Source organism: Streptomyces pimonensis, from assembly GCF_041380215.1.
GTDB lineage: Bacteria > Actinomycetota > Actinomycetes > Streptomycetales > Streptomycetaceae > Streptomyces > Streptomyces pimonensis.
Map to the genome: position 1 here is coordinate 1 of NZ_JAHWZY010000039.1, position 24610 is coordinate 24610.

Here is a 24610-nt window from a genome sequence, read left to right on the forward strand (position 1 = left end):
CCCGATCCCGCCGCACGCCGAACTCGACCAGATCGAGGCCGCAGCCGCCGCGATCCTGCGTGGCGACAGCGACCGCGGCTCCATGGTCAAACAGGGTCTCAAGGCCAAGGTGCAGGAGATGCTGCCCGGCACCCGGCACCGGCACGACCGCCCCGGCGCCGGACCCGGCGACAGCGTCGGCGGGAATCCGTGAGGAGAGCGCCTTCCCACGTGCTCCACGACGGGCCCGCCGTGGAACACCTGTCCGCCTCCGCCTACCGTGTCCCCACCGATCCGCCGGGCGGGGACGCCACCTTGACCTGGGACGCCACCACGCTCGTGCTGGCCGAGGTCACCGCGGGCGGACGCAGCGGCATCGGCTGGACCTACGGTTCCCCCGCCACCACCCACGTCATCACGGGGGAACTCGCCCCGCTGCTCACGGGACACGATGCCTTCGACGTACCCGGCGCCAACGACGTCATGAGCCGCGCCGTACGCAACACCGGACGCCCCGGCATCGCGGCGGGAGGCATCTCGGCCGTCGACAACGCGCTGTGGGACCTCAAGGCCCGGTTGCTCGGCCTCCCGCTGGCGCGGCTGCTCGGCGCGGCCCGGCGCGAGGTCGCGGTGTACGGCAGCGGCGGCCTCACCACCTACGACGACGAGCAGCTCGTACAACAGCTCGGCGACTGGGGCGAACAGGGCATCGACCGGGTCAAGATCAAGATCGGCGAGTCCTGGGGGAGCCGTGAGCCGCGCGATCTGGACCGTGTGCGACGGGCCCGCCGGGTCATGGGCGACGACAAGGAGTTGTACGTCGACGCCAACGGCGGCTACACCCGCAAGCAGGCCGTCCGCGTCGGGGCCGCCATGACGGAGTTCGGTGTCACCTGGTTTGAGGAGCCCGTTTCGTCGGACGACCTCGCCGGACTGTGCGAGGTCCGCGCCGCCGTGAGGGCTGACGTCGCCGCCGGCGAGTACGGCTACGACCTCCCCTACTTCGCCAGGATGATCACAGCCGGTGCCGTGGACTGTCTCCAGGCTGATGCGACCCGGTGCGGTGGCATCACTGTGTGGCTTCGGGCGGCAGCCGTCGCGGAGGCGCACGGCCTGCACATCTCCGCACACTGTGCCCCGCACATGCACGCACACGCCGCGGCGGCCGTGCCCAACATCCGCCACCTGGAGTGGTTCCACGACCACGTCCGCATCGAGAACGTGCTGTTCCACGGCTCGCTCGATCCGCGGGGAGGCACCGTGGCCCCGGGTGCCTCGGGCGAGCCCGGCCACGGGCTGGAATGGAACCAACAGGCAGCCGAGCCCCACCGCACGAACTGACCGCATCCGTGATGAAGGACAACTCGTGGCTCTGCTCATGTCGCAGAGCAGCGTTTCGACAGCAGTTCGGGAGGCAGTGCCCGCGCCGGATGTTCATGACTTCGGTCAGCACCTCGGTGCTGACCGAGGGGAAAGCGCCTGCCGCCGGACCGGGGCTCAGGGCAAAAGCGCTGGCCATGGGCGTAGGTGGCAGCCGCTGCCGCGCCGTTGCCGGATGCCGACGGGTGCCTCCCGTTCTCATCGACATCGAGATCCGGGCGTGGCAGGCGCCTCCCGCGCATGCCTTGCAGACGGTGGCGCACGCCTGGAGGATCGCGCGGGTGATGTTGGCGTCGTAGCCGGTGTGGCGGGAGAGCACCGCGGCGGTGGCGTTGCAGATGTCCGCGCAGTCGGCGTCGGTGCGGATGCACTTGGTCAGCTCGCTGACCATGTCCTCCGACAGGCAGGCGTCCGCGCACGCGGTGCACGCCTGCGCGCAGGCGATGCACTCCTCGATACAGCGGGCGAGTTTCTCGTGGTCCACGCCGCCCAGGTCGGCGGGGTAGGTGTCGAGCATGTCCTTGACCGCAGTAGGCATGGATGCCTCCAGGATTTGATCGGCTCTGTTGTGGTGGTTGCCGCCCTGCACGTGTAACACCGAGGAAGGAGCGGGAAACCACCTGCGCGCTGTGGCCGCGGTGGTTGGCCGGTGGCCGCAGTATCGAACGGGAGAGCCAGAACGCCCGTTGCGTCGGTGGCTTTCAGACCACTCCGGGTGTAACTCATTCGGATGCCGACCCGGCGCGTGCCGGTCATACTTTCGGCATATTTCCCTATGGTGGGTCGTCATCGAAGAGACGGCGGGAGCGGCCTGTGATCTTCTTCCGGCGAACTCGCCTGAAGGCGCGCGCGGTAAAACAGGGTATGACAGGAGCGGTGGCCAGGACCGCAGTTGCGCTGGACGGACGACTGCCGGTTGATGGGGCCGGTGGGCTGCTGCGCAAGGCTTTCCCCGGCCACTGGTCCTTCTATTTGGGGGAGCTGGCCCTCTACAGCCTTGTCATCCTGATTCTGACCGGCATCCACCTCACGCTGTTCTTCAAGCCGTCCATGGCGGAAGTCGTCTACAACGGTTCGTACACCCCACTGGACGGCATCCCGATGTCGGAGGCGTTCGCTTCCACTGTGGACATCAGCTTCGACGTACGGGGCGGACTGTTGATCCGCCAGATGCACCACTGGGCAGCTCTGGTGTTTGTGGCGGCCATCGGGGTGCACATGCTGCGGATCTTCTTCACCGGTGCGTTCCGCAAGCCCCGTGAGGGGAACTGGGTGGTCGGTGTCACATTGTTCGCGCTCGCCGTCGCGGAGGGGTTCGCCGGATACTCGCTGCCCGACGATCTGCTCTCCGGGGCGGGCCTGCGGATCGCCCAGGGCATCATGCTGTCGATCCCGATCGTCGGGACCTATACCGCGATGTTCGCCTTCGGCGGCGAGTTCCCCGGTGAGGAGATCATCGGCCGGCTCTACGCCCTGCATATCCTGCTGCTGCCGGGGCTGCTCCTCGCCCTGGTGACGGTTCACCTGATTCTGGTGTTCTACCTGAAGCACACTCAGTGGGCGGGTCCCGGCAAGACCAACCGCAACGTCGTCGGCAAACCGATGTTCCCTCACTTCGCCGCCTCGTCCACCGGTCTGTTCCTTATGGTGCTCGGCGTCCTGGCGGTGCTCGGTGGTGTCGCCCAGATCAACCCGGTGTGGGCGTGGGGGCCCTACCGCCCCGACCTGGTGTCGACCGGCTCGCAGCCCGACTGGTACGTCGGGTTCCTGGAGGGCGCGCTGCGGCTGATCCCGCCGTGGGAGACAGTGATCGCCGGTCACACCCTGATGTGGAACGTGCTGCTGCCGACCGTCGTCCTGCCCACTGTGCTCTTCGCGGTCCTGTACGCGTATCCCTTCGTCGAGGCGTGGGTGACCGGTGACCGGCGTGAGCACCATCTGTGCGACCGGCCCCGGGACCGGCCTGTGCGTACCGGTTTCGGTGTTGCGGGGATCGTCTTCTACGGGCTGCTGCTCCTGGCCGGCGGCAACGACATCGTGGCACTCACCTTCCACGTCTCCCTGAACGCGCTGACCTGGGTGCTGCGCATCGCGGTGATCGTGCTGCCGGTGCTCGCCTTCCTGGTGACCAAGCGGGTCTGCGTGGCGCTGCGGGAGGCTGAACACGAACGGCTCACCGAGGGCGTGGAGACCGGCGACGTACGGCAGACGATCACGGGCGGCTACACGGAGCCCCACCGGCCCGTCGAGGCCGAGGACCGGTACGTCCTGCAGTGGGGGAGCATGCCGATGCCACCGCCCCCGGAACCCGGCGTCTCCGCCGGCAAGATCACACGGCTGCGGGCAGTGCTCCACACGTGGTACGCGGCCTCCGCACAACCCCAACTGCCCCCGGAGGACGTCGGAGAGGAGTTCCCGATCGAGCCGGCCGCCCGGAGATCCCCTCAGGCCGACCGCTCCGCGGACGATTCCCCCGAGTCCTGACGGCCCGCGTGTTCGAGGACCATGCCGAGGACACCCAGGCCCAGCACTCCGATGCCGATCAGCACCAGCCACAGCCCGAACACAACGCCCAGTGCCACGATGATGAAGCCGGTCGCGACGGTGAGCGGCCAGGGGCTGTCAGGCGGGAAGAACTCCACCGGGCCGGTGCTCGGAGCCACTTCGGCGTCCCGGAGGTCCTGCGGTCGGCGTCCACGCCGCCGGTACTGGACGGCGAGGAAGAAGGACACCAGTGACGCCATGGCAAAGGCCACGATCAGGACGGCGGTTCCGGCGGGGTCGGCCGCGAGCCAGCCGTAGCTCCCGGCTGCGACCGCGAAGAATGCCGCCACACCGGCGAAGAGTACGGCTTCCGTTTTCATCCGTGGCGCCTCTTCTCTTCCCGCTTGATCTCGGGGTGGTGCAGGTCGAAGGCGGGCGATTCGGAGCGGATGCGCGGCAGGGCGACGAAGTTGTGGCGCGGCGGTGGGCAGGAGGTCGCCCACTCCAGTGAGCGCCCGAATCCCCAGGGGTCGTCGGACTCGACCCTCTTCCCGTATCGCGCCGTCTTCCAGATGTTGTAGAGGAAGGGAAGTGTCGAAAGGCCGAGCAGGAAGGCACCGATGGACGCGACGGTGTTGAGGAGGGTGAACCCGTCGGCCGCCAGATAGTCCGCGTAGCGTCGGGGCATCCCCATCTCACCGAGCCAATGTTGCACCAGGAACGTCGTCTGGAAACCCACGAACAGCGTCCAGAAGTGGATCTTCCCGAGTCGCTCGTCAAGCACTTTCCCGGTGAACTTCGGCCACCAGAAGTAGAACCCGGCGAACATCGCGAAGACGACGGTACCGAAGAGGACGTAATGCAGGTGAGCGACGATGAAATAGCTGTCGGTGAGGTGGAAGTCCAGAGGAGGTGACGCGATGATCACCCCGCTCAGGCCTCCCAGCAGGAAGGACACCAGGAAGCCGATCGCGAACAGCATGGGTGTCTCGAAGGACAGGGAACCGTGGCGCATGATGCCGATCCAGTTGAAGAACTTCACCCCGGTCGGCACGGCGATCAGGAACGATGCCCCAGCGAAGAACGGCAGCAGCACCGCGCCCGTGGCGAACATGTGATGTGCCCACACGACGGCAGACAGCATCGTGATGGCGATCGTGGCGCCGACGAGGCCGAGATACCCGAAGATCGGTTTTCTGGAGAAGACGGGGAGAACCTCGGTGATGATGCCGAAGAACGGCAGCGCGACGATGTACACCTCGGGGTGTCCGAAGAACCAGAACAGGTGTTGCCACAGGATCGCTCCACCGTTCGCCGCGTCATAGATGTGCGAACCGAACTTCCGGTCCGATTCCAGGGCCAGCAGCGCTGCCGTCAGCACCGGGAAGGAAAGGAGAACGAGGATCGAGGTGAACAGGATGTTCCAGGTGAAGATCGGCATCCGGAACATTGTCATTCCCGGCGCGCGTAGACAGGTGATGGTGGTGATGAAGTTGACCGCTCCCAAGGTGGTACTGACGCCGGTCACCACGAGGCCCATCGCCCAAAGATCCCCGCCCACGCCGGGGCTGAACACCGCATTGCTCAGCGGCGCGTAGGCGAACCAGCCGAAGGCCGCGGCCCCACCCGGCACCAGGAATCCGCTGACCACCATCAGGCCGCCGAACAGGAACATCCAGTACGACAGGGCGTTCATCCGTGGGAAAGCCACATCCGGCGCGCCGATCTGCAACGGCATCACGGCATTTGCGAAACCGGCGAACATCGGTGTCGCGAAGAGCAGCATCATGACGGTTCCGTGAATGGTGAACCATTGATTGTACTGATGCGCGTTCACCAACTGGAGCCCTGGACGTGCGAGTTCAGCCCGCATCAACAGTGCCAGCACTCCGCCCAGCAGAAAGAAGCCGAACGCGGTGACCATGTAGAGGTTGCCGATGACTTTGTGATCGGTAGTCCGCGTCCAGCGCACCAGCGCCCGCCCGAGCGGTGGGGCCTGAGGCCGGTGGACCTGTGCGGGGCCTTCGGTCAGTCCGGTCATGGTCTGGTCCGCAGTTCACCTGGGCTCACCGGGCGCTCCCTCGCGTCTCTCCGCCTTCTCGCCGCTGTGTCACCCGCCCCCCTCGCCGCGACCAGTGCCTGACCGGAGGTATGAGTGGATTAGCCAGAATGCCATAGTTCCTCCCTCTGTGGTTGTCGGCCCGGCCGGGCGTGGTACATGACGGCTCGGTGCCGTCACCCGGGAAATGACGGATGCTCGGTCCCCGCCGGAGCGAATGCCGGGCGCGATGCGGTGCGGCCCGGGTCGACCAGCAGCAGCACGACGTCTTCGGCTTCGACCAGGCGGTGGCCTCGTCCTGGTTCGGGTATCTCCTTGGCGAGTTGGACCGACCCCCCTCAGCCGTTTCCAGGCCGTCATCGGCCTCGACACGTGCTCCCCCGGGCATTCAGGTTTCGGGCTCCAGGCATGGGGCGGTGGTGGGAGGGAACTGGGGCAAAGCGGCATGCCCGAGCATGACCGTCCCGGCCGTACAGGCATCAGGTGAAGTCTGAGGGAGGCTCCATGAAATCCGGCGACATTCCCGTGCTGACCAGGCTCTCCGATTCGCAGCAGACGATCCCTTCCGCCGACGAGGATGTGCGGGGCCGGAAAGTGGCCGATCGCTCCGGCAACGAACTCGGCAAGGTGAGCGACCTGATCATCGACGAGGAGGAGCGCAAGGTCCGCTTCCTGCTCATGGAGTACGGCGGCTTCCTCGGCATCGGCGAGAAGAAGAGCTACCTCCCGGTCGACGCCGTGGCCGCCGTGACCGAGGACGAGGTCCGCATAGACCGCACCCGGGACGACGTCGTCGACGCGCCCGAGTACGATCCGGAACTCGTGGACCAGCGCGAATACTCCGACCGGGTCTACAGCCACTACGGCTACGCCCCCTTCTGGGGGACCGGCTACATTCCCCCGCGCTTTCCCTATCGTCCGTGAGCACCGGGCGCGCGACCTCTGCTCACCCCAGCGCCGTGAGGTTCTGTACGCCGACTGAGCACTGTCACGGACCCGGCGTTCACTCAGGACTGTGCAGCCGGTGCGTACGGTGGACGCGTGCAACTACTCCCGGAGCCGATCCGTCGGCTTGCTGCCTGGTGCGTCGTGATCTTGTTGGTGGCGGGGGTCGTCTACATCGGGATCCAGGTTTGTGTGGCGCTCCGGCCGGCTGTCGTTCCCGTACTGCTGGCTCTGCTCGGCACCGCGCTGCTCCTCCCGGTGCACCGATGGCTCCTGAGGGCGAAGGTGAACCGGTTTGTCGCTGCCGGGCTCACGTGCGTCGCCGTGCTCGCTGTGGTCGGCGGGGCTGTGTACCTGGTCACGGTGGCGCTGGTCGACACCTGGGACCAGATCGTCGCCTCGCTGCGGAGGACTGTGCGAGAGCTGGCCGACCGGTTCGGTGCGTCCGGCACCTCGCTGGAGGATCTCGCCGCCGATGCCCTGGACCTGCTGGGCAGGTTCGGCGGGACGGCCGCCTCCGGTGTGGTCACCGGGGTCGGCGTCGTCGGCCAGGCCCTCGGCATGGCGGTGCTGGCGCTGTTGCTGGTGTTCTTGTTCCTGCGTGATTCCGACCGGGCCGTCGGCACCCTGCGCTCACTCGTCCCGCGCGGCAGCGCGGACACGATGGAGGCGATGGCCCGGCGGGCTTTCGAGGGCGTCGAGGGGTTCATGCGGGGCACCACCGTGGTGGCGCTCATCGACGCGGTCTTCATCACCGCCGGCCTGCTGATCCTGCGTGTGCCGGGGGCCTTCGGGCTCGGCGCGATCGTCTTCATCGGCGCCTACGTCCCCTACCTCGGTGCCTTCGTCTCCGGGACCGCGGCCGTGCTGGTCGCGCTCGCCGACCGAGGGTTCGTCATCGCGCTGTGGGTGTTCGGGGTGGTGCTCGCGGTCCAAGTACTCGAGGGGAACATCCTCCAGCCGATGGTCCAGAGCCGGACCGTGCGAATGCACCCCGCGGTGATCCTGGTGGCGCTCACCTCGGGGGCGTCGGTGGCCGGGATCGTCGGAGTGCTCCTCGCGGTGCCGGTCACCGCCGCCGCCTTCGGCGCCGTCCACGAGCTGCGTACACGCTACGCGGGGGCCGGGGGGCCGCCCACTGGCGGATCGGATGAGGACTCGTAGAGCCGGCCCGGATGTTGACTGCGCCACGGTTCACCATCGTGCGCTTGGTGCCTCGCGGGTGATCGGCGCAGTCGTTGAAACGCTCACCCCGGCTCCTGCCCGGCCGCCCGTGGGGCGGGACGACTTTCCGTCGTGAGGGTGCGGGTGCCGTGCCACAGTCCGCCCGTGGCCTTTTCGGATCAGTACAGGCCCACGAGGATCCCTTGGCTGATGCTCTGCCGGCCCAGCACTTCCCGAGCGGCGTCTGACGTCACGTCATGACCCAACGACACGGGGGCCGGGAGCGCGTAGAGGCGGAAGGCGTAGCGGCGTGGTTCATCGTCCGAGGCGATGGGTCCGCCCCAGCCATCCTCGCCGTGCCCGTTCCGGTGTTCGTAGCTGCCCGGATCGCCGGTCCCGGCGTCCAGTCCGGTACGGCGTGGGTCGATACCGGTCACCAGCCAGAGCGGGCAACTGCCGGGCGCCGCGTCGAGGCTCTCGCACAGAAGAGCCAGTTCTGATGCCTCATCCGGGATGTCGGACCAGGAAAGAGGAGGTGAGACATTGCCTTCGTTTTTCGCGCAGCGGCGGGGGAGACGTCCGTGGTTCACGAAGGCGGGACTGCGCAGATCGATGTCGTCCATGGTGCCTTCGGTACCCGAGTCGACCGTTCCTATACAGCGGGTGCGGCAGTGACCGATGCATGCCGCGCTGCAGTTGCCTGATCGCTGCTGCGCCGTTCTCCCGGAGGCGTTCGGTGGTGAGGGCGGCCACGGCTGTGCGTGCGTCTGCGATCGTTGCGTAGTCCACGGCGACGAAGTCGACCGGCCTGCCGCGTTGCCGTTCACAGGCGTGGGCCCGGTGCAGTATGTGCTGGTGGGAGTTGACGGTGCCGGCGTCCGGGCGCCGTCCGCCGTCGGCGGTGACGAAGTGGTTGAGCAGGAGGAGTCGTTTGCCGGTGCCGCCGCGGTTCGGCGCGCAGGTGATTTCCTCGGGGCTGCGGAAGGTGAACGGGGTCTCCGTGCCGTACCGGTGGAAGTTGCGGTACCACGGTGCCGGCCCGTCCGCGCCTTCTCCGCGGAGACGACGAGGCGCTTGCCACTGCCGATCATGTCCTTCGGCTTCGGCCACGTGGGGTCCGGGTCCTCATGCGGCTCGTGGAGCACGTCTGTCAGGCCCGCTTGTCCGAAGGCGGTGCGGGTGTCCTGCGGGCTGATCCCGTCCTGCACGATCAGGACGACGACCTCTGTGGGGTGGGCGCGTACCCAGTCGACGAACCAGCCGCACCATGCCCCATTCCCGTCGCAGTCGATCTCCATGCGACACGGCTGCGAGTGCTGTTCAGCAAGATCCAGGACCAGGACGACGGCCCGTGGGGCACGCCGAGGTTCAGCCGCGTCTAACGGTGTGTCGTTCGGCCACGTGATCGCGCAGCTCGCCTCACGCCCCCGGCCGACGATTCGGTGTGGTACCTGGTGGCCGGTTGTCCCAGCGCAGTCAGGAAGCTCCTGGCCATGTCGGTGTTCCGCGGCCTTTGACATATCGCGGCCTCTCGCTCGACTCCCGCGAGCAGTGCGGTGCTGATCGATCTGCGGATTTTGGGTACTTGCCCGCCCATGACGTCCTGGCAGCCACTGACCCGCCGAACGGGTTACGTTCCGATCGAGGATCACGGTCTGATCGGTGATGGCCGCGGTTGCGCCCTGGTCGGTCGCGACGGGGAGATCAGTTTCATGTGTGTCCCGCGCTTCGATGCGGATCCCGTGTTCTGCTCGCTGCTCGACCGTCGGCACGGGGGCCGCTTCCGGCTCGCGCCGCAGGGAGTACGCCAGAGCCGCCAGCGCTATGTGGACGACACGGCCGTCTTGGTCACCGAGCTGCGCACGGATACCGGCATCGTGGAGATCACGGATGCCTTTCTGCTGCGGCCGGGCGCGCGGCTGGAGGAAGACGCTCCTGCAGCGGCGGGAGAGCTGGTGCGCCGGGCTCGTGTCACCGACGGTGAGGTCACTCTCCAGCTCGGTCTGGAACCGCGCGGCGGCGCCCGTGTCCGGCGTCGTGGTGAGGAGTGGCTGCTCGACTGCGGGCGGCAGGGCATCAGTCTGCGTCTGAGTGCCTCGCCCTCCGTGACACTGCCGGAGTACGCGTTGGCGCTCCGCGCCGGGCAGGAACTGGCCGTGCGGTTGCGCTGGGACACCTCTGCCGACCCGTATCCCTCAGTCGATGCCGGTCTCGAGGCCACACTCCGCGCCTGGCGACGCTGGGCCTCCTTCGTGGTCGCGGACGTTCCGCACTCCGGCCTCGTGCGCCGATCCGCCCTGACGCTGAAACTGCTGGACTACGTCGAGAACGGGGCGATCATCGCGGCCCCCACGTCGTCGCTTCCCGAGCACATAGGGGGGAACCGGAACTGGGACTACCGCTACTCGTGGATCCGCGACGCCGCCTTCACCGTCTTCGCCCTGCGTCGCATCGGGCTGCCGTCTGAAGCCGGCGGCTTTCTGGACTGGGCCCTTACGGCGGCCCGTCACAGCCACCAGCCGCGGGTCCTGTACGACGTGGACGGCAATCTGCCTCCGCCGGAAACCGTGGACGAGAGTCTTGAGGGCTACCGCGGCTCCGTCCCCGTGCGCTGGGGCAACGCGGCCGTCGAGCAGACGCAGCACGACGTCTACGGGGAGATCCTGGACTGCGCCTTCCAGTGGGCCGCCACCGGAGGAACCTTCGACGATCAGCTGTGGCAGTGGCTGGCCGGTCTCGCCCAGCGAGCGGCGCACGCCTGGCGTACCCCTGACCACGGCATCTGGGAAGTCAGGACCTCCGGCAGGCCCTTCACCTACTCCGCCGCCATGTGCCAGGTGGCCCTCGACCGCGCCGCCAGGCTCGCGCGTCGGCTGAAGCTGCCGGGTGACGCCGACAGGTGGGCCCGCCAGGCCCATCATTTGACCGGGCGGATCCTCCGCCATGCCTGGGACGACCGTGTCCGCGCTCTGACGGAGGACCTGGGGGCGGGCAGTGCGCTGGACGCCTCCCTGCTCGCCCTGCCCCTGCGCCGGGTGGTCCCGGCGGTCCACCCCAAGATGGTGGCGACCTGCCGGGCGATCACCGACCAGCTGGACGCGGGCGACGGACTGCTCTACCGCTATCTGCCGGAGCGCTCACCGGACGGGGTGGACCATCAGCCGGAGGGAGCGTTCCTGCTGTGCAGTTTCTGGTTGGTGGACAACCTCATAGGACAGGGACGCATCGAGCAGGCAGGCGAGCTGTTCGAGAGCCTGTGCTCGCGCGCCAACCATCTGGGACTGCTGCCGGAGCAGATCGACCCGTCGGACGGGGCGTTCCTCGGTAACTTTCCGCAGGCCATCAGCCATGTCGGCCTCGTCTCCAGCGCGGTCGCCCTGGCCCGTACCGCACGCGGGGCGCACCCGGAGCTCTCCACGGGGGCCTGGTTCGCCTGACCAGGCCGTCTCACCGGCCGTGGCGAGATGCCAGGACCGCCACGATCGCTCCGTAACCGAGGGACCGGCAAACGGATCCGTTCCCCGCGAGTGCCGCCGCGCGGCTGCCGGCGGACCGGCTGTGCGCCCGTCTGGCCCACGCCTGGGATTGATGGGCGCGATACCGGGAACACATGGCCGTCGATCGGCGGCGGCCCGGGCTCGGAGCGAGCGGGAGGGTCGTGTGTCGGGCGGGCCGGTCCCGCTTGAGGAGTCGGTGCGGTGCTGTTGCTGCTGGCCGTGCATGCGGGGGGCGCGGCGGCGATCCCCCGGTGGCAGCGCCGGCCCGGCCGTGCCGTGTGGGTCGTGGCGGCCCTGGTGCCGCTGGCCGCGGCGGTCTGGGCCGGTACACGCGCGGCACGGTTCCTGGACGGCGGGGATTACCGGCAGCCCCTGTCCTGGGCTCCGTCACTCGGCCTGGCAGCCGACCTGCGGCTGGACACCCTCCCTGCCGAGGCTGTGGATTGTTGCCGGTGTCGGGGCCCTGGTGCTGCTGTACTGCCGGTACTGCGTCGAGCGGGACTCCGACGGTCAGGCGGCCCTGATGGCACCGGGGCGCTCGGCGACGGCCCCGTCGCCGAGCGCCCCGTCGCGTCCGCCTATCACGTTCCTACCGATCTCCCGAGCGGGGAGGCCACTTTGACCTGGGACTCAACCACTCCCGTCTCGGGAGAGGTCACCGCCGGGGGTGAACCGGCACCGGATGGACGTGTGGACCGGTGTCCACCACCCATGGGATCATGCAAGATCTCGCTCCGGTGGCCGTGAGACGTGATGCCTTTGACGCCCCCGCCGTCAATGACGTCGCGTGGTGCGCGGTGCCGGCCGCCCCGGAATCGCTGCCGGAGCCATTTCCGCCGTCGGCAACGCGCTGTGGGACCTCAGCGTCCGGCTGTTGGACCCTGACTGCGTCCCTGGAGCCGCTTGCGGAGCAGCAGAGCCATAGTCAGTGCCCCGACCGCCGCACCTCCCATCGCGGCCGGTCGCAGCAGAGCACGTGGACCAGGGCGAGACGGGCGTTCGGGTCCGGGGGTTTCTCCCCGGAGCGCGGCGGCCAGGACCTCGGCCAGGTGCCGAGCGCGGCGCCCGGCGCCGGCCTGTTCGACCTGCGTGCGGCAGCTGAAGCCGTCCGCCAGGATGACTGTCGTCGCGTCCGCCTCCCGTACGGCCGGAAGCAGCCCCGCTTCCGCGCACGCCATGGAGACGTCGTAGTGGCCCTTCTCGAACCCGAAGTTGCCGGCCAGCCCGCAGCAGCCCTCGTCCAGCACGTCGGCGGTGACGCCCGCGCGTTTCAGCAGCTCGCGGTCGGCGTCGAAGCCCATCACGGCGTACTGGTGGCAGTGGCGCTGGACCAGCGCGCGGGCGTCGACGGCGGGCGGGTCCCAGTCCTCGGCGCGTTCCACGAGCAGCTCGGCCAGGGTTCGGGTCTGCTCCCGCAGACGTTCGATGTCCGGGTCGTTCGGGAGGAGTTCAGGGGCGTCGGCTCGGAAGACGGCGGTGCAGCTGGGTTCCAGCCCCACCACGGGTGTGCCCCGGCGCAGGTCCTCACGCAGTGCGTCGATGGAGTGGACGAGGACACGTTTGGCGATGCCGAGCTGGCCTGTCGAGATCCAGGTCAGCGCGCAGCACACCGCCGCCTGCGGCACCTTGACGCGGAAGCCCGCGGCCTCCAGGACCTCCACGGCTGCCTTGCCGATCGCGGGGTGGAAGTGGTCGGTGAAGGTGTCGGGCCAGACCACGACCTCACCCCGGCGTCCGTCACCGCGCGGTCCACCCCGCTCGCGCCACCAGTCGGTGAAGCGCTGTTCGGCGAAGAGGGGCAGGTCCCGTTCGGGGGCGATGCCGCCGAGCGTCTTTGCCGCGCGGGCCACCCAGGGCAGGGAGATCAGTGCGTTGACGGTACGGGGCGCGAGCGCGACGACACGGGCCGCGGCGGGCAGCCAGCCCATCGAGTAGTGCGCGCGGGGGCGCAGCCGGCCCGCGTAGTGGTGGTGCAGGAACTCGGCCTTGTAGGTGGCCATGTCGACGTTGACGGGGCAGTCCGTCTTGCAGCCCTTGCAGGCCAGGCAGAGATCGAGGGCGTCGCGCACCTCATGGGAGCGCCAGTCGGACGGGACGGGGGAGTCGTTGCGGACCATCTCGAACAGCAGGCGTGCCCGGCCGCGCGTGGAGTGCTCCTCCTCCCGGGTGACACGGTAACTGGGGCACATCACGCCGCCCTCGAGGGACCGGCACTTGCCGACGCCGACGCAGCGGGCGGCGGCGCGACTGAACTTGCCGTCGTCGTGCGGGTAGGAGAAGGCGGTGTCCGGCTCCCAGGCACGGTACCCCGCGCCCAGACGCAGGTTCTCGTCCAAGCGGTAGGGCCGCACGACCTTACCCGGATTCATCCGGTCGCCCGGGTCGAGCAGTCCCTTGAGCCGCTCGAAGCCCTCGACCAGCTCGGGCCCGAACATCTTTGCCAGCAGATCGCCCCGCGCCTGCCCGTCGCCGTGCTCGCCGGACAGCGACCCGCCGTAGGCGACGACCAGGTCGGCGGCCTTCTCCACGAAGGCCCGCATCCGGGCCACGCCCTCCGCGGATTCCAGGTCGAACGGAATGCGGGTGTGGACACATCCGTGACCGAAGTGGCCGTACACCGAGGGCTGCCCGTAGCCGAACTCTTCGTACATCCGCTTCAGGTCGCGCAGGTAATCACCGAGGCGTTCCACCGGAACGGCCGAGTCCTCCCACCCCTCCCATGCGTCGGGCTCCCCTGGGACGCGGGCCGTCGCGCCCAGGCCGGACTCGCGCACCAGCCACAGCTCGCGCATCTGCTGCTCATCGTCGTACCAGGTGTGGTCGGCCGCGCCTGACGCCGCATCGATCAGCGCCGTGGTCTTCTCCCGCACCTGCTCCCGGGTGTCACCGTGGAACTGGACCATCAGATAGGCCCGTCCCTCGGGAAGCTTCGTAAGGGCATCCGGGTTCAGGTCCTTCTTGCGCTGGTAGTGGACCAGACGGCGGTCCACGCCCTCCAGAGCCAGCGGCTTGTGTTCCAGCACGGCCGGTACGTGGTCGGCGGCCTCGCAGATGTCCCGGTAGCCGAGTACCACCAGTGACCTGTGCGCGGGCACGGGTACCAGTTCCAGTTCGGCGCGCAGGACGGTGACGAGCGTGGACTCCGATCCGGTCAGCAGCCCGGCCACGTCGAAGCCGTGTTCGGGCAGCAGCGAGTCGAGGTTGTAGCCGGACACCCGGCGGGGGATGTCGGGGAAGCGTTCCCGGACGAGGCCGGCGTACCGGTCCCGCAGGGCCGCGAGCCCTCGGTACAGCTCGGCCTGCCGCCCTTCGCCGGATGCCAGCCGGTCCAGTTCGGCGGCCTCGGTCCGGCCGACCCACATGCGGGTCCCGTCGTACGTCAGCACCTGAAGGCGGTGCAGGTTGTCGACGACCTTGCCGTACGCCTGGGCCGTCGATCCGCACGAGTTGTTGCCGATCATCCCGCCGATGGTGCAGTTCGGGTGGGTGGCGGGCCTCGGCCCGTACTGCAGGCCGTACTCGGCGAGCTGTCGGTTGAGGTCGTCCAGCACGATCCCCGGCTCGACGACGCACCGCCGGTTGTCGGCATCGACCGACACCAGCCTGTCGCAGTATTTGCTCCAGTCGAGAACGACGGCGGTGTTGCAGCACTCTCCGGCCAGGCTGGTGCCGCCCCCGCGGGACAACAGGGGCGCGTCATGCTTGCGGCACACCGCCACCGCTTCCTCGGCCGCCTCCACCGTTCGCGGGATGATCACCCCGATGGGCACCTGCCGGTAGTTCGAGGCGTCCGTCGAATACGCCGCACACGTGCCCGTGTCGAAGCGGACCTCGCCGTCGACACGCGCACGCAGGTCCTGTTGCAGAGCCTCGGCGTCCACCTGCGCGGTGGTCCGGCGGACTACAGGCGGGGGCAGATCGACCGGGTTCATGCGCTGCCTTCCACTCACGGACATCTGACCGGGCAGTCTCCTTCGGGGCCGGCGTCTTGGTGCCACGCCCCACCGGGGGCTCTTTCGGTGCGATGGACACCGCACCGGTGGTCGGGGGCCCCGGCGATGTGCCGGACGCGACCGGTACGGCTTGGCCGGAGGGCCCTCCCTCGCCCATCGAACCGGGCCATCCGGCTCGCCGGCGTCACCCGGGACGCCGCGTCGCGCACCCGTGGGCCGGGTATCCCCGCCCGTTCGGCGACAAACCGGGTCCCTCGTTCAGCACGCTGCCTCCGGGCGCCCGCCCGGAGGCAGCGCCGCTGGGGCCGGTTCGTCCCTGCGGACGACGGCGCTCTGCCGCGACTGGCCGTACCGGACCGTACGGCTTGGCGACGCCCCTCCTGCTGCCGGAGCCCGGCAAGGGACCGCGCCCGTCATGGCCGCGTTTCGCCTGCGCCGTACGCCCCACGTGCCGCACAGGGGGTACTCGACTACGGCGTCGAACGGAGGTCTGCGTGCCGCGAGGAGAAGAGACGCGTGCGCGTGGTGGGCCGCGGGGGAATCGAGCTCGTCGTCGAAGACGTACCCAGCCCCGACGAGGGCCGGGGGCCCACGGAGGAGGAGACATGAACGGTGCACTGACCGGCGTCATCGTCGCGGCGGCCGTCGTGCTGCTGCTCCTGTTCATGGCCGTCAAAATCGTTCCCGAGTACGGGCGCGGGGTGGTCTCCCGCCTCGGACGCATCGTCGGAGCCAAGGGGCCCGGCCTCTTCGTGATCATTCCCTTCGTCGACCGCATGGCCCGTGCCTCCCCGCGGACGGTCACGATGGACACTCCGCCGCAGGACGTCATCACCAAGGACAGCGTCACCGTCCGGGGCGACGCCGCCACCTGTTTCAACGTCGTCGACCCCAACCGCTCGGTGGTCGCCATCGAGGACCACGTCAAGGGCACCTCGCAGACCGCACAGACCACCCTGCGCAGCATCCTCGGCCAGGTCGGCCTCGGCGTTCAGCGGTACCGGCGGCCTCCCCGGCGGAACCGCAGCGCGGCATAGGCGAGTGCGCAGGCGAAGACGACCGCGCCGAGCGCGAGCAGGTACAGCAACCCCTCGACCACGGCACCGATGAGGCCCAGGACCACTGCTACGAGGACGAGGAACAGCAACAGAGCCATCCTGACCTCCTTCCGTCGTACCGCCACGCCCGAGTTGGTAGCTTTCATCCGGATTCCCCCTTATCTTCGGTTGATGCTGTTTCCTTGCGTTGCTTGTCCGGGGCGTCGGCGCAGGTCTCGGACGTTCATTGGTAGGCGGAGGTCGACGACCGTTCCCCAGGAACACCCGGCAGGGTGCCGGGTCGGCTGCTCGATGCGGAGCACGGCAGGGGCTGCCGCGTCCGCGACGGAGCGGGCTGCGCCTCGGGGCGATCCCTGTGAGAGTCGACGAAAAGGAGAGTGCGCCGCCATCGCGGACGCCATGGCGCTCGTGGACGCTGGAGGGCGACAGGGGCCGTCGTCTCCGCCGGGCGAGGACCGACCCGGAATCCCAGGGCGCCCCGACAACTGAATGGAGGACCGGTGCTGGACATCAGCGCCCTGACCTGGGCCGTCACCATCGGCCTGATCCTCGTCCTGCTCGCTGTCGACCTGATCCTGGCCGCCGCGCGCCCACACCGGGTCGGCTACGGCGAGGCCACCGCCTGGTCGGTGTTCTACGTCCTCGTCGCGGTCGGCTTCGGCCTCTGGTTCGCCGCGCGATACGGCGGAGAGTTCGGCACCGAGTACTTCGCCGGCTACATCGTCGAGAAGAGCCTGTCAGTGGACAATCTCTTCGTCTTCGTCATCATCATGACCACCTTCGCCGTGCCGGTGGAACACCAGCACAAGGTGCTCACCTTCGGCATCGTGCTCGCTCTGGCCATGCGCGCGGTCTTCATCGCGCTCGGTGCCACTCTGCTGGCGCTGTTCTCGTTCATGTTCCTGCTGTTCGGGCTGCTGCTGATCTATACGGCCGTGCAGTTGTTCCGACACCGTGACGAGGACCCCGACGTCGAGGACAACGTCATGGTCAAGGCTGCCCGACGGGCCCTGCCGATCAGCGATGACTACGTCGGCGGCGGGCTCACCACTCGCGTCGAGGGGCGGCGGGTGGTCACCCCGCTGTTCATCGTCCTGCTCGCCATCGGCAGCATCGATCTGCTCTTCGCGCTCGACTCGATCCCCGCGGTGTTCGGCGTCACCCAGGAGCCCTACATCGTCTTCACCGCCAACGCCTTCGCCCTACTCGGCCTGCGCGCTCTGTTCTTCCTCGTCAAAGGACTGTTGGACCGGCTGGTATATCTGTCCGCCGGGCTGGCGCTGATCCTCGCGCTCATCGGCGTCAAGCTCATCCTGCACTGGGCCCATGTCGACATCCACGGGGGAGTCCCCGAGATTCCCACTCCGATCAGCCTCGCCGCGATCGCTCTCATCCTCGCTGTCGTCACGGTGGCGAGTCTGATCAAGACCAGGCGCGACCCGACCGCCAAGGCCCACCCCGGCTCACTGCGCGCCCATCCCCCCGGGCCTGCCGACTCCAGCCAGGAATCCGGCCTCTCCTGATCTCGTCACTCGTTCAGGTCTCACCTGCGCGGTGGGCAGGCGGATCATCCGGCGGGCTGCAGGATGTACTGAACCGCCCCGGTTCGAATGGAGACTCGATTTCATGAAGGGATCGAGTCATGGCACGACCTTCCCGTTGCCCGCCTGAGTTGCGCCGTCGTGCGGTGCGCATGGTCGCCGGGGTGCGTGGCGACCACCCGAACGAGAAGGCCGCTCTGCGGGCGGTCACGGACAAGCTCGGCATCGGCTCCCGCGAGACGCTGCGGAACAGGGTGAAGCAGCACGAGATCGACGCGGGGACGCGTCCGGGGACGACGACGGAGGAGTCCGTCCAGCTCAGGGCGTTGAAGAAGGGGAACGCCGGGCTGAAGCGGGTGGACGGGATCCTGAAGACGGCGGTGCGTTCCTTCGCGGCCGAGCTCGACCGGCCACACACACGCGCGTAGCCTTCATCGACGAGCACCAAGGCCGATTCGGCGGCGTCGAGCCGATCTGCAGAACCCTCACCGGGCACGACCGCAAGATCGTCCCTTCCACCTGTTACGCCCACAAGAAACGTCTGGCCGCTCCGTCTGCCCGTGTCGTGCGGGACGCGGAACCCAAGGAGCCGATCCGCCAGGTTCGCACCCCCAGCCACCGTGTCTACGGGGCGAGGAAGATCTGGCGGGAGCTGAACCGGCAGGAACATGCGGTGGCCTGCTGCACCGTCGAACGGCTGACGCGCGAGCCGGGCACCGCCGGCGCCGTCCGCGGCAAGGGGGTCATCACCACGATCCCGGACCGGCGGGCCGAGCGGGCACCGGACCGGGTGGACCGTGACGTCGTCGTCGCTGCACCGAACCGCTGCTGGGTCGCGGATTTCACGTACGTGGCGGCCTGGGCCCCAGTGGTCTACGTCGCACGTGCCTCCCGGGTCAGCAGGAACTGCCGCAGGACGAGGAGCCGCTCCCGCAGGACGCGGAACCGCTGGAGCAGCCGCTCGGCGAGCTTCCGCCCGCACCCGCCTCCCACCAGGACGGTTGGCGGAGCGTGCTGCCGGCGTCATGCGCCGACGCTCCGCCGTGCGTGGTGCCGGTCCCGGCCGGCCGCGTTCCACGGCAGGGCCCGGCGCCCGGGCCGTGCGCGGTAGCCCGCATGCCCAGATCGTCCCGGGCCCGGCGCACCATCCAGGTGATCCCTGTGACGAGTACCAGTACGCACCCGCCCACCCACACGAACGCGATCCCCATGACGTCCCCCTTCCGCCGGGCCTGCGCACCGGTTGTCCGCAGGTTGCCCCGCCCGCTGGTGGCCCGAAGCGTCTTCCGGGCAAGTCCAGAGCTTCGGCGCAGCCGCACGCGGCCGGTGCGAGCGGTCCGGCGGCACCTGCGGGGCCGGCCGGTCACGGTCGTGGTGACGGCAAAACCGGAATCAAACCTTCCGTTACGTGGCGACAGGTCCGTTTCCGCGGGCCGCGCTCGCCCGCGCCGTCGAATGCGTTTTCGGTCTTCGCGCGCTGTATGGCTAATATCAAGCCATCAACCGCTACTGTCTGGCGCGTTCTCGTCACAGGTGCGGCCGACCGGTGACGAGGAGGGTGTCCGGCGGGTGAGCGGATCGAACAGGGACGGGCTGCGCGGAAGGAACGGCGCGTGGGCCGGCCGTCGGCACAGGGGCGCGACGGACGAGCGGACGCGGACGGCCGACGAGCGGCGCCTGCCGCTGCGCACGATGCTGCTGGTGCTGCTGCTCGTGCCGAGCGCGGCACTGGTCGGGCTGTGGGGCCTGGCCACGTACGAATTGGGCAGCGAGTACCGGGTGCAGGCCGCCCAGCACGACCTGAAGACGACTGTGGGCCCGCGCAACGCGGCCCTGTTCAACGCCCTGCAGCGGGAACGGCGGCTGACCCAGGAGGCGCTGGCCGCGCCCGAGGCGCCCCGGACCGCCCTGGTAGGGCAGCGCGCGGCCACCGACCGGGCCCTGCGCGCCTTCGAGCCGCTGGCCTCCGCGGACACCAGCGACGGCCAGCAGGGTCTGGCCGCCGCGATCTCCCGGACCGTGCGGGTGACCGGCAGGCTCGCGCAGGAGCGCCGGGCGGTGGACGCCGGGACCGCCGACGAGGAGCGGGCGTTCACCTACTACACCGAGGCCGTCGAGGCCGGCACCGAGGTCTTCGCGGCGATCTCCCGCGGCGCCGACGGTGAGGTGACCGGACTGTCGCAGGTCCTGTTCGACCTGAACGGGGCCGTGGACATGATCAATCGCGAGGACGCGGTGCTGGCTCGGAGCTGGCCTTCGGGCAGGCTGTCCGACGAGGATCGCGACCTGGTCACCGACGCCGTCGGCACCCACGAGTACCTGCTCGAGTCGCGTGTGGCACCGAACCTCAACGCCGAGGAGACCCGGCTCTACACGGCGATGACCAGGAGCGAGGAATGGCGGGCGCGGGCCGAGCTGGAGGAGCGGCTGCAGGCCTCCGGCGGTGGAGGCGTCGAGCTGTCCCCGGCCCGCGCCAGGGAGTGGCGGGCCTCCGCGGACGCTTCGATCGCCCGTCTCGAGGAACTCATCGGCGTGCACAGCCAGGTCTCCAACGCCGCCGGCGCCGCCGGCGTACAGCAGCTGAAGCTGTACCTGTACTCCATCGCGGCCCTCGGCCTGTTCGCCGTCGTCATGGTCGTGCTGATGACCTGGCGGCTGACCACGCTCCTGCGTCGGCGCGTCCTCGCCGTGCACGGCCAGGCGCAGGACCTGGGGCAGCGGCTGCCGCAGGTGGTCGCCCGGCTCGTGCAGGGCGAGAACGTGGACGTGGACGCCGAAGTCCCGGAACTGTCCCCGGCCGCGGACGAGTTCGGTGAGCTGAGCCGGGCGCTGAACCTGGCCGGCCGCACCGCAGTGCACACCGCGGTGCGCCAGGCGGAGCAGCACCGCGGCTTCGAGCGGCTGCTGCAGCGCATCGCGCGCCGCACCCAGCTCCTGATCGGCCTGCAGCTGAAGAAGCTGGACGAGCTGGAGCGCCGGCACGAGGACCCGCGACTGCTGGAAGACCTGTTCGACCTGGACCACCTCACCGCCCGACTGCGCCGCTACGAGGAGAACCTGGTGATCCTCGCGGGCGGCCAGCCCCGGCGCCGCTGGCGCAAACCGGTGCCGCTGCTGGACGTCCTGCGCGCCGCACAGGGCGAGGTCCAGGACTACCGGCGCATCGAGATCGACGTCGAGGGCCGGCCGTGGATCTCCGAGCGGGCGGTGGGGCCGTTGATCCACATCCTGGCCGAACTGATGGAGAACGCGACCGCGTTCTCCAAGCCGCCGGCTCCGGTCGAGGTCAAGGCGGCGCCGGTCAGCCGGGGTGTCGTGGTGGAGATGGAGGACCGCGGACTGGGCATGGCGGCCGAGCAGTACGAGGCCGTCAACGCCCTGATGCAGGCGCCCCCGCAGATGGACGTGATGACTCGCGCCGACGACGTGCGCCTGGGCCTGTACGTGGTGGCCCGACTGTCGGCGGGCCTGGGCCTGCAGGTGGAGCTGAGGCCCTCGGCGTTCGGCGGCACCCGCGTCATCGTCCTCGTCCCGCAGGACCTGGTGGCCGAGCGGCCCCGATCGGTGCCGGACGCGGCCGGCGGCCCGACGCCGGAGGACGCCGGCACCCCCCTTCCCCCGCCCCGCCGGCACGCCGGTCCCCGTCCCGCGGACGGCTCGGACGACCTGCCGGTACGGTCGCGGGGACAGGCGATGGCCGACGTCGCCGCACCGGCGCCGGCCCCTACGGGGCCGCCGGCCCCGCGGACCGGACCCGTGCCCCTGCCCCGCCGGACGCGTCAGGCCAACCTGGTGGCCGAACTGCGTGCGCCGGCTCCGCAGGACGCCCCGGACCCCCAGACCCCGTCCAGCGCCCCGACCCGCTCCGGCGCCACCATCGGCGCCTTCCAGCGGCAGTCCCGCAAGAACCGCGCCGGCGCGCGGCCGTCCGCGCCCGGCACCGACCAGTCCGAACCGCCCACGAGGGAAGACCGAGGATGACTCAGCGAACCACCGCCACCGACGCAGACCTGGACTGGCTCCTCGACGGACTGGTCGACCAGGTCGCCGGCGCCCGGCACGCCGTCGTGCTGTCCGACGACGGTATGGTGATCAGCCGCTCGAAGACCGTCGAGCGCTCCGACGCCGAGCGCCTGGCCGCGATCGCCACCGGTCAGCAGAGCCTGGCCCGTGGCGTCGGACAGCTCTTCCAGGGGGGTCCGGTCCACCAGGTCATCGTCGAGATGGCGGACCTGTGGCTGTTCGTCACCGCGGCCGGGCGGGGTACCCACCTGGCCGTGGTCGCCTCCCAGGAGGTCGACGCCGAAGTGATGGCGGTCGCCATGCACACCCTGGTCCAGCAGGTGGGCCAGAAGCTGGGCACCGACGAACGTACCCCGCCGTCCGACCCGTCCCCGCCCGCCGGCCCCGGGGCCGGCGCATGAGGCACTGGGCGGAGGACCTGGAGGACGATGCGGACGAACCGCTGGTCCGCCCCTACACCATCACCGGCGGCCGCACCACCGCCGGCCGCGACGACCTGACCCTGATCACTCTGATCACGGTACGGACCACGCCCGGTACGGACACCGCGGCCGGCCGGCCCGTACTGCAGCCGGAACACCGCACCGTCCTGCGCCTGTGCGCGCGCAGGCCGGTCGCGGTGGCCGAGATCGCCGCCGAGCTGGACCTGCCGGTGTCGGTGACCAAGATCCTCATCGGCGACCTGATCGACGCCGGCCGGGTACGGGCCCGGCCGCCCCTGGCCTTCGCGCACAACGGCACCCACCCCGACATGACGATCCTTGAGGCGGTGAGAGATGGGCTCCGCGGGCTCTGATCCGGCACAGACGGCCCAGGCCGTGAAGATCCTGATCGCCGGTGGCTTCGGCGTGGGCAAGACCACCCTGGTCGGTGCGGTCAGCGAGGTCGCCCCCCTGCACACCGAGGAGTATCTGACCCGGGCCAGTGCCGGCGTGGACGACCTGGTCGGCATCGAAGCCAAGACCACCACCACCGTCGCCCTGGACTTCGGGCGCATCACCGTCAGCGACGAACTCGTGGTCTACCTGTTCGGGACCCCCGGCCAGGAACGCTTCTGGTTCATGTGGAACGACCTGGTGCTCGGGGCCCTGGGAGCAGTGGTACTGGTCGACACCCGCCGTCTGGAGGTCAGCTTCGCCTCCATCGACTTCTTCGAAAGCCGCGGTGTCCCGTTCGTCGTCGCGGTCAACTGCTTCCACAACGTCCGGGACCGCACGCCCCAGGAAGTCCGCACGGCCCTGGACCTGGACCCGCAGGTTCCCCTGGTGATGTGCGACGCACGTGAACGGACCGACGGCAGGGACGTCCTGCTCACCCTGATCGAGCACCTCATGGCACGCCGCTCCGCGCCCCGGTCGACCGTGTGATCCCCACCCGTGCCGGCCCTCCCGGAGTGCGGCACGGCTTCGGCCCCCGCCGGCACGGAAGAGCCGGGGCCGGCCCCGGCGGGTCCGAGCGGCCTTCGACGACGACGTGCCCTCGACGCCTTGATGCCTCGCCGCCCGGCTCGCGGCCGGGCTCGGGACCGGCGCCACCACCGCCTCCCGGTCACTCCCCCCGTGTCGTGCACGTGTGCGTGCCCGTGTTCCACCGGGCAGGCGGATCTCGGCCTCGACGCCCGGCGGGACGTCCACGGTCGGTCGCAGGGCGCTGCCGTCGAGCCGCCATGCCGAGCGGATGGCGTCGCACGGGCAGATGTGCCGCGCCGACGCCGACGTCAGGCCGCTGCCGGAGCGCGGGCCGATCACGAACCGCCGGTGTCCCGCGGCTCCCGCGTCCGGGTGCCGCGGGAGCCGGGTGCCGGCGACGTGCCGGCGGAGGAAGGAGAGGACGGCGTCCTTACCGCAGTGGTTGTAGGGCATCCTGGGGGCGCCCCTCGGCGCCGACGCCGTCCCCCTCCTCCCCGAGGGTGGTCGCCTCCTTGTCGAGGGGGCCGAGCCAGGAGGGCGAGATGTCCTGGAGCAGCGGTTCGTAGGCGGGGCCGGGACGGCCGTGCTCGGCGAACACCGGCAGCAGGCCGGTGCCGAGGAAGCCGGCGCCCGGGTGGGTGCCCGCCGTGCGCAACGAGGCAGGACCCGCGGACGACGTGACCGTGAAGTCCGCCTTGAGGCCGGGGCCGGGGAGCGCAGCCGATTCGTCCTCCTCGGGGAGGGGCCGCCGGGCACCGACCTCGTGACACTCGGTCTGCGCCTGCCGCGCGCCCTGACGGCCGCGCTGGTCGGCTTCGGGACGGGCGCGGCGGGCACGGTGCTCCGGTCGCCGGTCCGCGACCCGCTCGCCGGCCCTGACACCATCGGCTTCGGCGGCGACGCCTCGGCGACGACGCTTCGGCCGGGGCACTGGCCGTGATCACGTCCTCGACACGGGCGCCGCGCAGACCGGGGCCGGCGCGCCCGTCGCGCCCCCGCCGACCCGTCGGCGTGGCGTGCGCGGCTGCCTGCCGGTCCTCGTCGGCATCGGAGCGTGCGCGGCGCTCGACGCGTCCGCGCGGACATCGGCGTGGCGGCCCGGGCGGCGGGTCGGACGA

General features: G+C 69.9%; 19 protein-coding genes and 5 pseudogenes. 15 read left to right on the forward strand and 9 right to left on the reverse strand.

The window, feature by feature from the left end:
- Together KYY02_RS28135 and KYY02_RS28140 are read left to right on the forward strand one after the other, a co-directional pair.
- Positions 1–193, forward strand: a pseudogene (locus KYY02_RS28135) (thiamine pyrophosphate-requiring protein); the annotation flags it as partial.
- A gap of 17 nt (positions 194–210) precedes the next feature.
- Complete coding sequence (locus KYY02_RS28140) at positions 211–1320, forward strand: enolase C-terminal domain-like protein (protein ID WP_371242742.1); 1110 nt, start codon at positions 211–213, stop codon at positions 1318–1320.
- A gap of 274 nt (positions 1321–1594) precedes the next feature.
- Here the strand turns inward: KYY02_RS28140 and KYY02_RS28145 are convergent.
- Positions 1595–1897: pseudogene (locus KYY02_RS28145) on the reverse strand (four-helix bundle copper-binding protein); the annotation flags it as partial.
- Between the two features lie 326 nt (positions 1898–2223).
- On the opposite strand from KYY02_RS28145, the gene qcrB reads away from it, so the two are divergent.
- A complete protein-coding gene (gene qcrB / locus KYY02_RS28150) occupies positions 2224–3843 on the forward strand; it encodes a cytochrome bc1 complex cytochrome b subunit (protein ID WP_371242744.1) in 1620 nt (539 codons plus the stop codon).
- Here qcrB and ctaF read toward each other — a convergent pair.
- Together ctaF and ctaD are read right to left on the reverse strand one after the other, a co-directional pair.
- On the reverse strand, positions 3804–4193 hold the full coding sequence (ctaF, locus tag KYY02_RS28155; RefSeq protein ID WP_371242746.1) for an aa3-type cytochrome oxidase subunit IV: 390 nt from the start codon (positions 4191–4193) through the stop codon (positions 3804–3806). The genes qcrB and ctaF overlap by 40 nt on opposite strands.
- Positions 4194–4219: 26 nt before the next feature.
- The gene (ctaD, locus tag KYY02_RS28160) at positions 4220–5884 is read right to left on the reverse strand and encodes an aa3-type cytochrome oxidase subunit I (protein ID WP_371242748.1); all 1665 of its coding nucleotides are present in this window, start codon (positions 5882–5884) and stop codon (positions 4220–4222) included.
- 522 nt (positions 5885–6406) lie between these two features.
- Here ctaD and KYY02_RS28165 point away from each other — a divergent pair.
- Both KYY02_RS28165 and KYY02_RS28170 read left to right on the forward strand, forming a co-directional pair.
- Entirely contained in the window at positions 6407–6826 is a 420-nt protein-coding gene (locus tag KYY02_RS28165; RefSeq protein WP_371242750.1) for a PRC-barrel domain-containing protein, read from the forward strand.
- 117 nt (positions 6827–6943) lie between these two features.
- The gene (locus KYY02_RS28170; protein ID WP_371242753.1) at positions 6944–8011 is read left to right on the forward strand and encodes an AI-2E family transporter; all 1068 of its coding nucleotides are present in this window, start codon (positions 6944–6946) and stop codon (positions 8009–8011) included.
- Positions 8012–8190: 179 nt separating this feature from the next.
- Here the strand turns inward: KYY02_RS28170 and KYY02_RS28175 are convergent, their stop codons facing one another.
- Entirely contained in the window at positions 8191–8634 is a 444-nt protein-coding gene (locus KYY02_RS28175; RefSeq protein WP_371242755.1) for a YbhB/YbcL family Raf kinase inhibitor-like protein, read from the reverse strand.
- Positions 8635–8740: 106 nt separating this feature from the next.
- Positions 8741–9261 (reverse strand): annotated as a pseudogene (locus KYY02_RS28180) (phosphoinositide-specific phospholipase C-related protein); the annotation flags it as partial.
- 345 nt (positions 9262–9606) lie between these two features.
- Between KYY02_RS28180 and KYY02_RS28185 the strand changes: the two are divergent.
- On the forward strand, positions 9607–11448 hold the full coding sequence (locus tag KYY02_RS28185) for a glycoside hydrolase family 15 protein (protein ID WP_371242757.1): 1842 nt from the start codon (positions 9607–9609) through the stop codon (positions 11446–11448).
- 920 nt (positions 11449–12368) lie between these two features.
- Here the strand turns inward: KYY02_RS28185 and KYY02_RS28190 are convergent.
- Positions 12369–15440, reverse strand: a complete 3072-nt coding sequence (locus KYY02_RS28190; RefSeq protein WP_371242759.1) for an FAD-binding and (Fe-S)-binding domain-containing protein — start codon at positions 15438–15440, stop codon at positions 12369–12371.
- 626 nt (positions 15441–16066) lie between these two features.
- Between KYY02_RS28190 and KYY02_RS28195 the strand changes: the two genes are divergently transcribed.
- The gene (locus tag KYY02_RS28195; RefSeq protein WP_371242760.1) at positions 16067–16498 is read left to right on the forward strand and encodes an SPFH domain-containing protein; all 432 of its coding nucleotides are present in this window, start codon (positions 16067–16069) and stop codon (positions 16496–16498) included.
- Here the strand turns inward: KYY02_RS28195 and KYY02_RS28200 are convergent.
- A complete protein-coding gene (locus KYY02_RS28200) occupies positions 16453–16617 on the reverse strand; it encodes a hypothetical protein (protein ID WP_371242761.1) in 165 nt (54 codons plus the stop codon). The genes KYY02_RS28195 and KYY02_RS28200 overlap by 46 nt on opposite strands.
- A gap of 402 nt (positions 16618–17019) precedes the next feature.
- Here KYY02_RS28200 and KYY02_RS28205 point away from each other — a divergent pair, with 402 nt between their 5' ends.
- The 7 genes and pseudogenes from KYY02_RS28205 to KYY02_RS28235 all read left to right on the forward strand — a co-directional run bounded on the left by KYY02_RS28205 (position 17020) and on the right by KYY02_RS28235 (position 23450).
- Positions 17020–18042, forward strand: a complete 1023-nt coding sequence (locus tag KYY02_RS28205; RefSeq protein WP_371242762.1) for a TerC family protein — start codon at positions 17020–17022, stop codon at positions 18040–18042.
- A 119-nt stretch (positions 18043–18161) separates the two neighbouring features.
- Positions 18162–18488: a hypothetical protein gene (locus KYY02_RS28210; RefSeq protein ID WP_371242764.1), complete on the forward strand. Its 327-nt coding sequence runs from the start codon at positions 18162–18164 to the stop codon at positions 18486–18488.
- A gap of 137 nt (positions 18489–18625) precedes the next feature.
- Positions 18626–18787 (forward strand): annotated as a pseudogene (locus KYY02_RS28215) (IS3 family transposase); the annotation flags it as partial.
- Positions 18788–19629: 842 nt separating this feature from the next.
- Complete coding sequence (locus tag KYY02_RS28220; protein WP_371242766.1) at positions 19630–22041, forward strand: sensor histidine kinase; 2412 nt, start codon at positions 19630–19632, stop codon at positions 22039–22041.
- On the forward strand, positions 22038–22484 hold the full coding sequence (locus KYY02_RS28225; RefSeq protein WP_371242768.1) for a roadblock/LC7 domain-containing protein: 447 nt from the start codon (positions 22038–22040) through the stop codon (positions 22482–22484). The genes KYY02_RS28220 and KYY02_RS28225 overlap by 4 nt, the downstream gene beginning before the upstream one ends.
- The gene (locus KYY02_RS28230; protein WP_371242770.1) at positions 22481–22879 is read left to right on the forward strand and encodes a DUF742 domain-containing protein; all 399 of its coding nucleotides are present in this window, start codon (positions 22481–22483) and stop codon (positions 22877–22879) included. Before KYY02_RS28225 ends, KYY02_RS28230 begins: the two co-directional genes overlap by 4 nt.
- On the forward strand, positions 22860–23450 hold the full coding sequence (locus tag KYY02_RS28235; protein WP_371242772.1) for a GTP-binding protein: 591 nt from the start codon (positions 22860–22862) through the stop codon (positions 23448–23450). The genes KYY02_RS28230 and KYY02_RS28235 overlap by 20 nt, the downstream gene beginning before the upstream one ends.
- A gap of 201 nt (positions 23451–23651) precedes the next feature.
- On the opposite strand, the pseudogene KYY02_RS28240 reads toward KYY02_RS28235, so the two are convergent.
- Positions 23652–23945, reverse strand: a pseudogene (locus KYY02_RS28240) (alpha-L-rhamnosidase C-terminal domain-containing protein); the annotation flags it as partial.
- Positions 23923–24147, reverse strand: coding sequence for an alpha-L-rhamnosidase-related protein (locus tag KYY02_RS28245; RefSeq protein WP_371242774.1), 225 nt, complete (start codon positions 24145–24147; stop codon positions 23923–23925). The gene KYY02_RS28245 and the pseudogene KYY02_RS28240, both read right to left, overlap by 23 nt.
- Here KYY02_RS28245 and KYY02_RS28250 point away from each other — a divergent pair.
- Complete coding sequence (locus KYY02_RS28250) at positions 24127–24432, forward strand: iron chelate uptake ABC transporter family permease subunit (protein ID WP_371242776.1); 306 nt, start codon at positions 24127–24129, stop codon at positions 24430–24432. The two genes, KYY02_RS28245 and KYY02_RS28250, sit on opposite strands and share 21 nt — an antisense overlap.
- Positions 24433–24610: the final 178 nt, after the last annotated feature.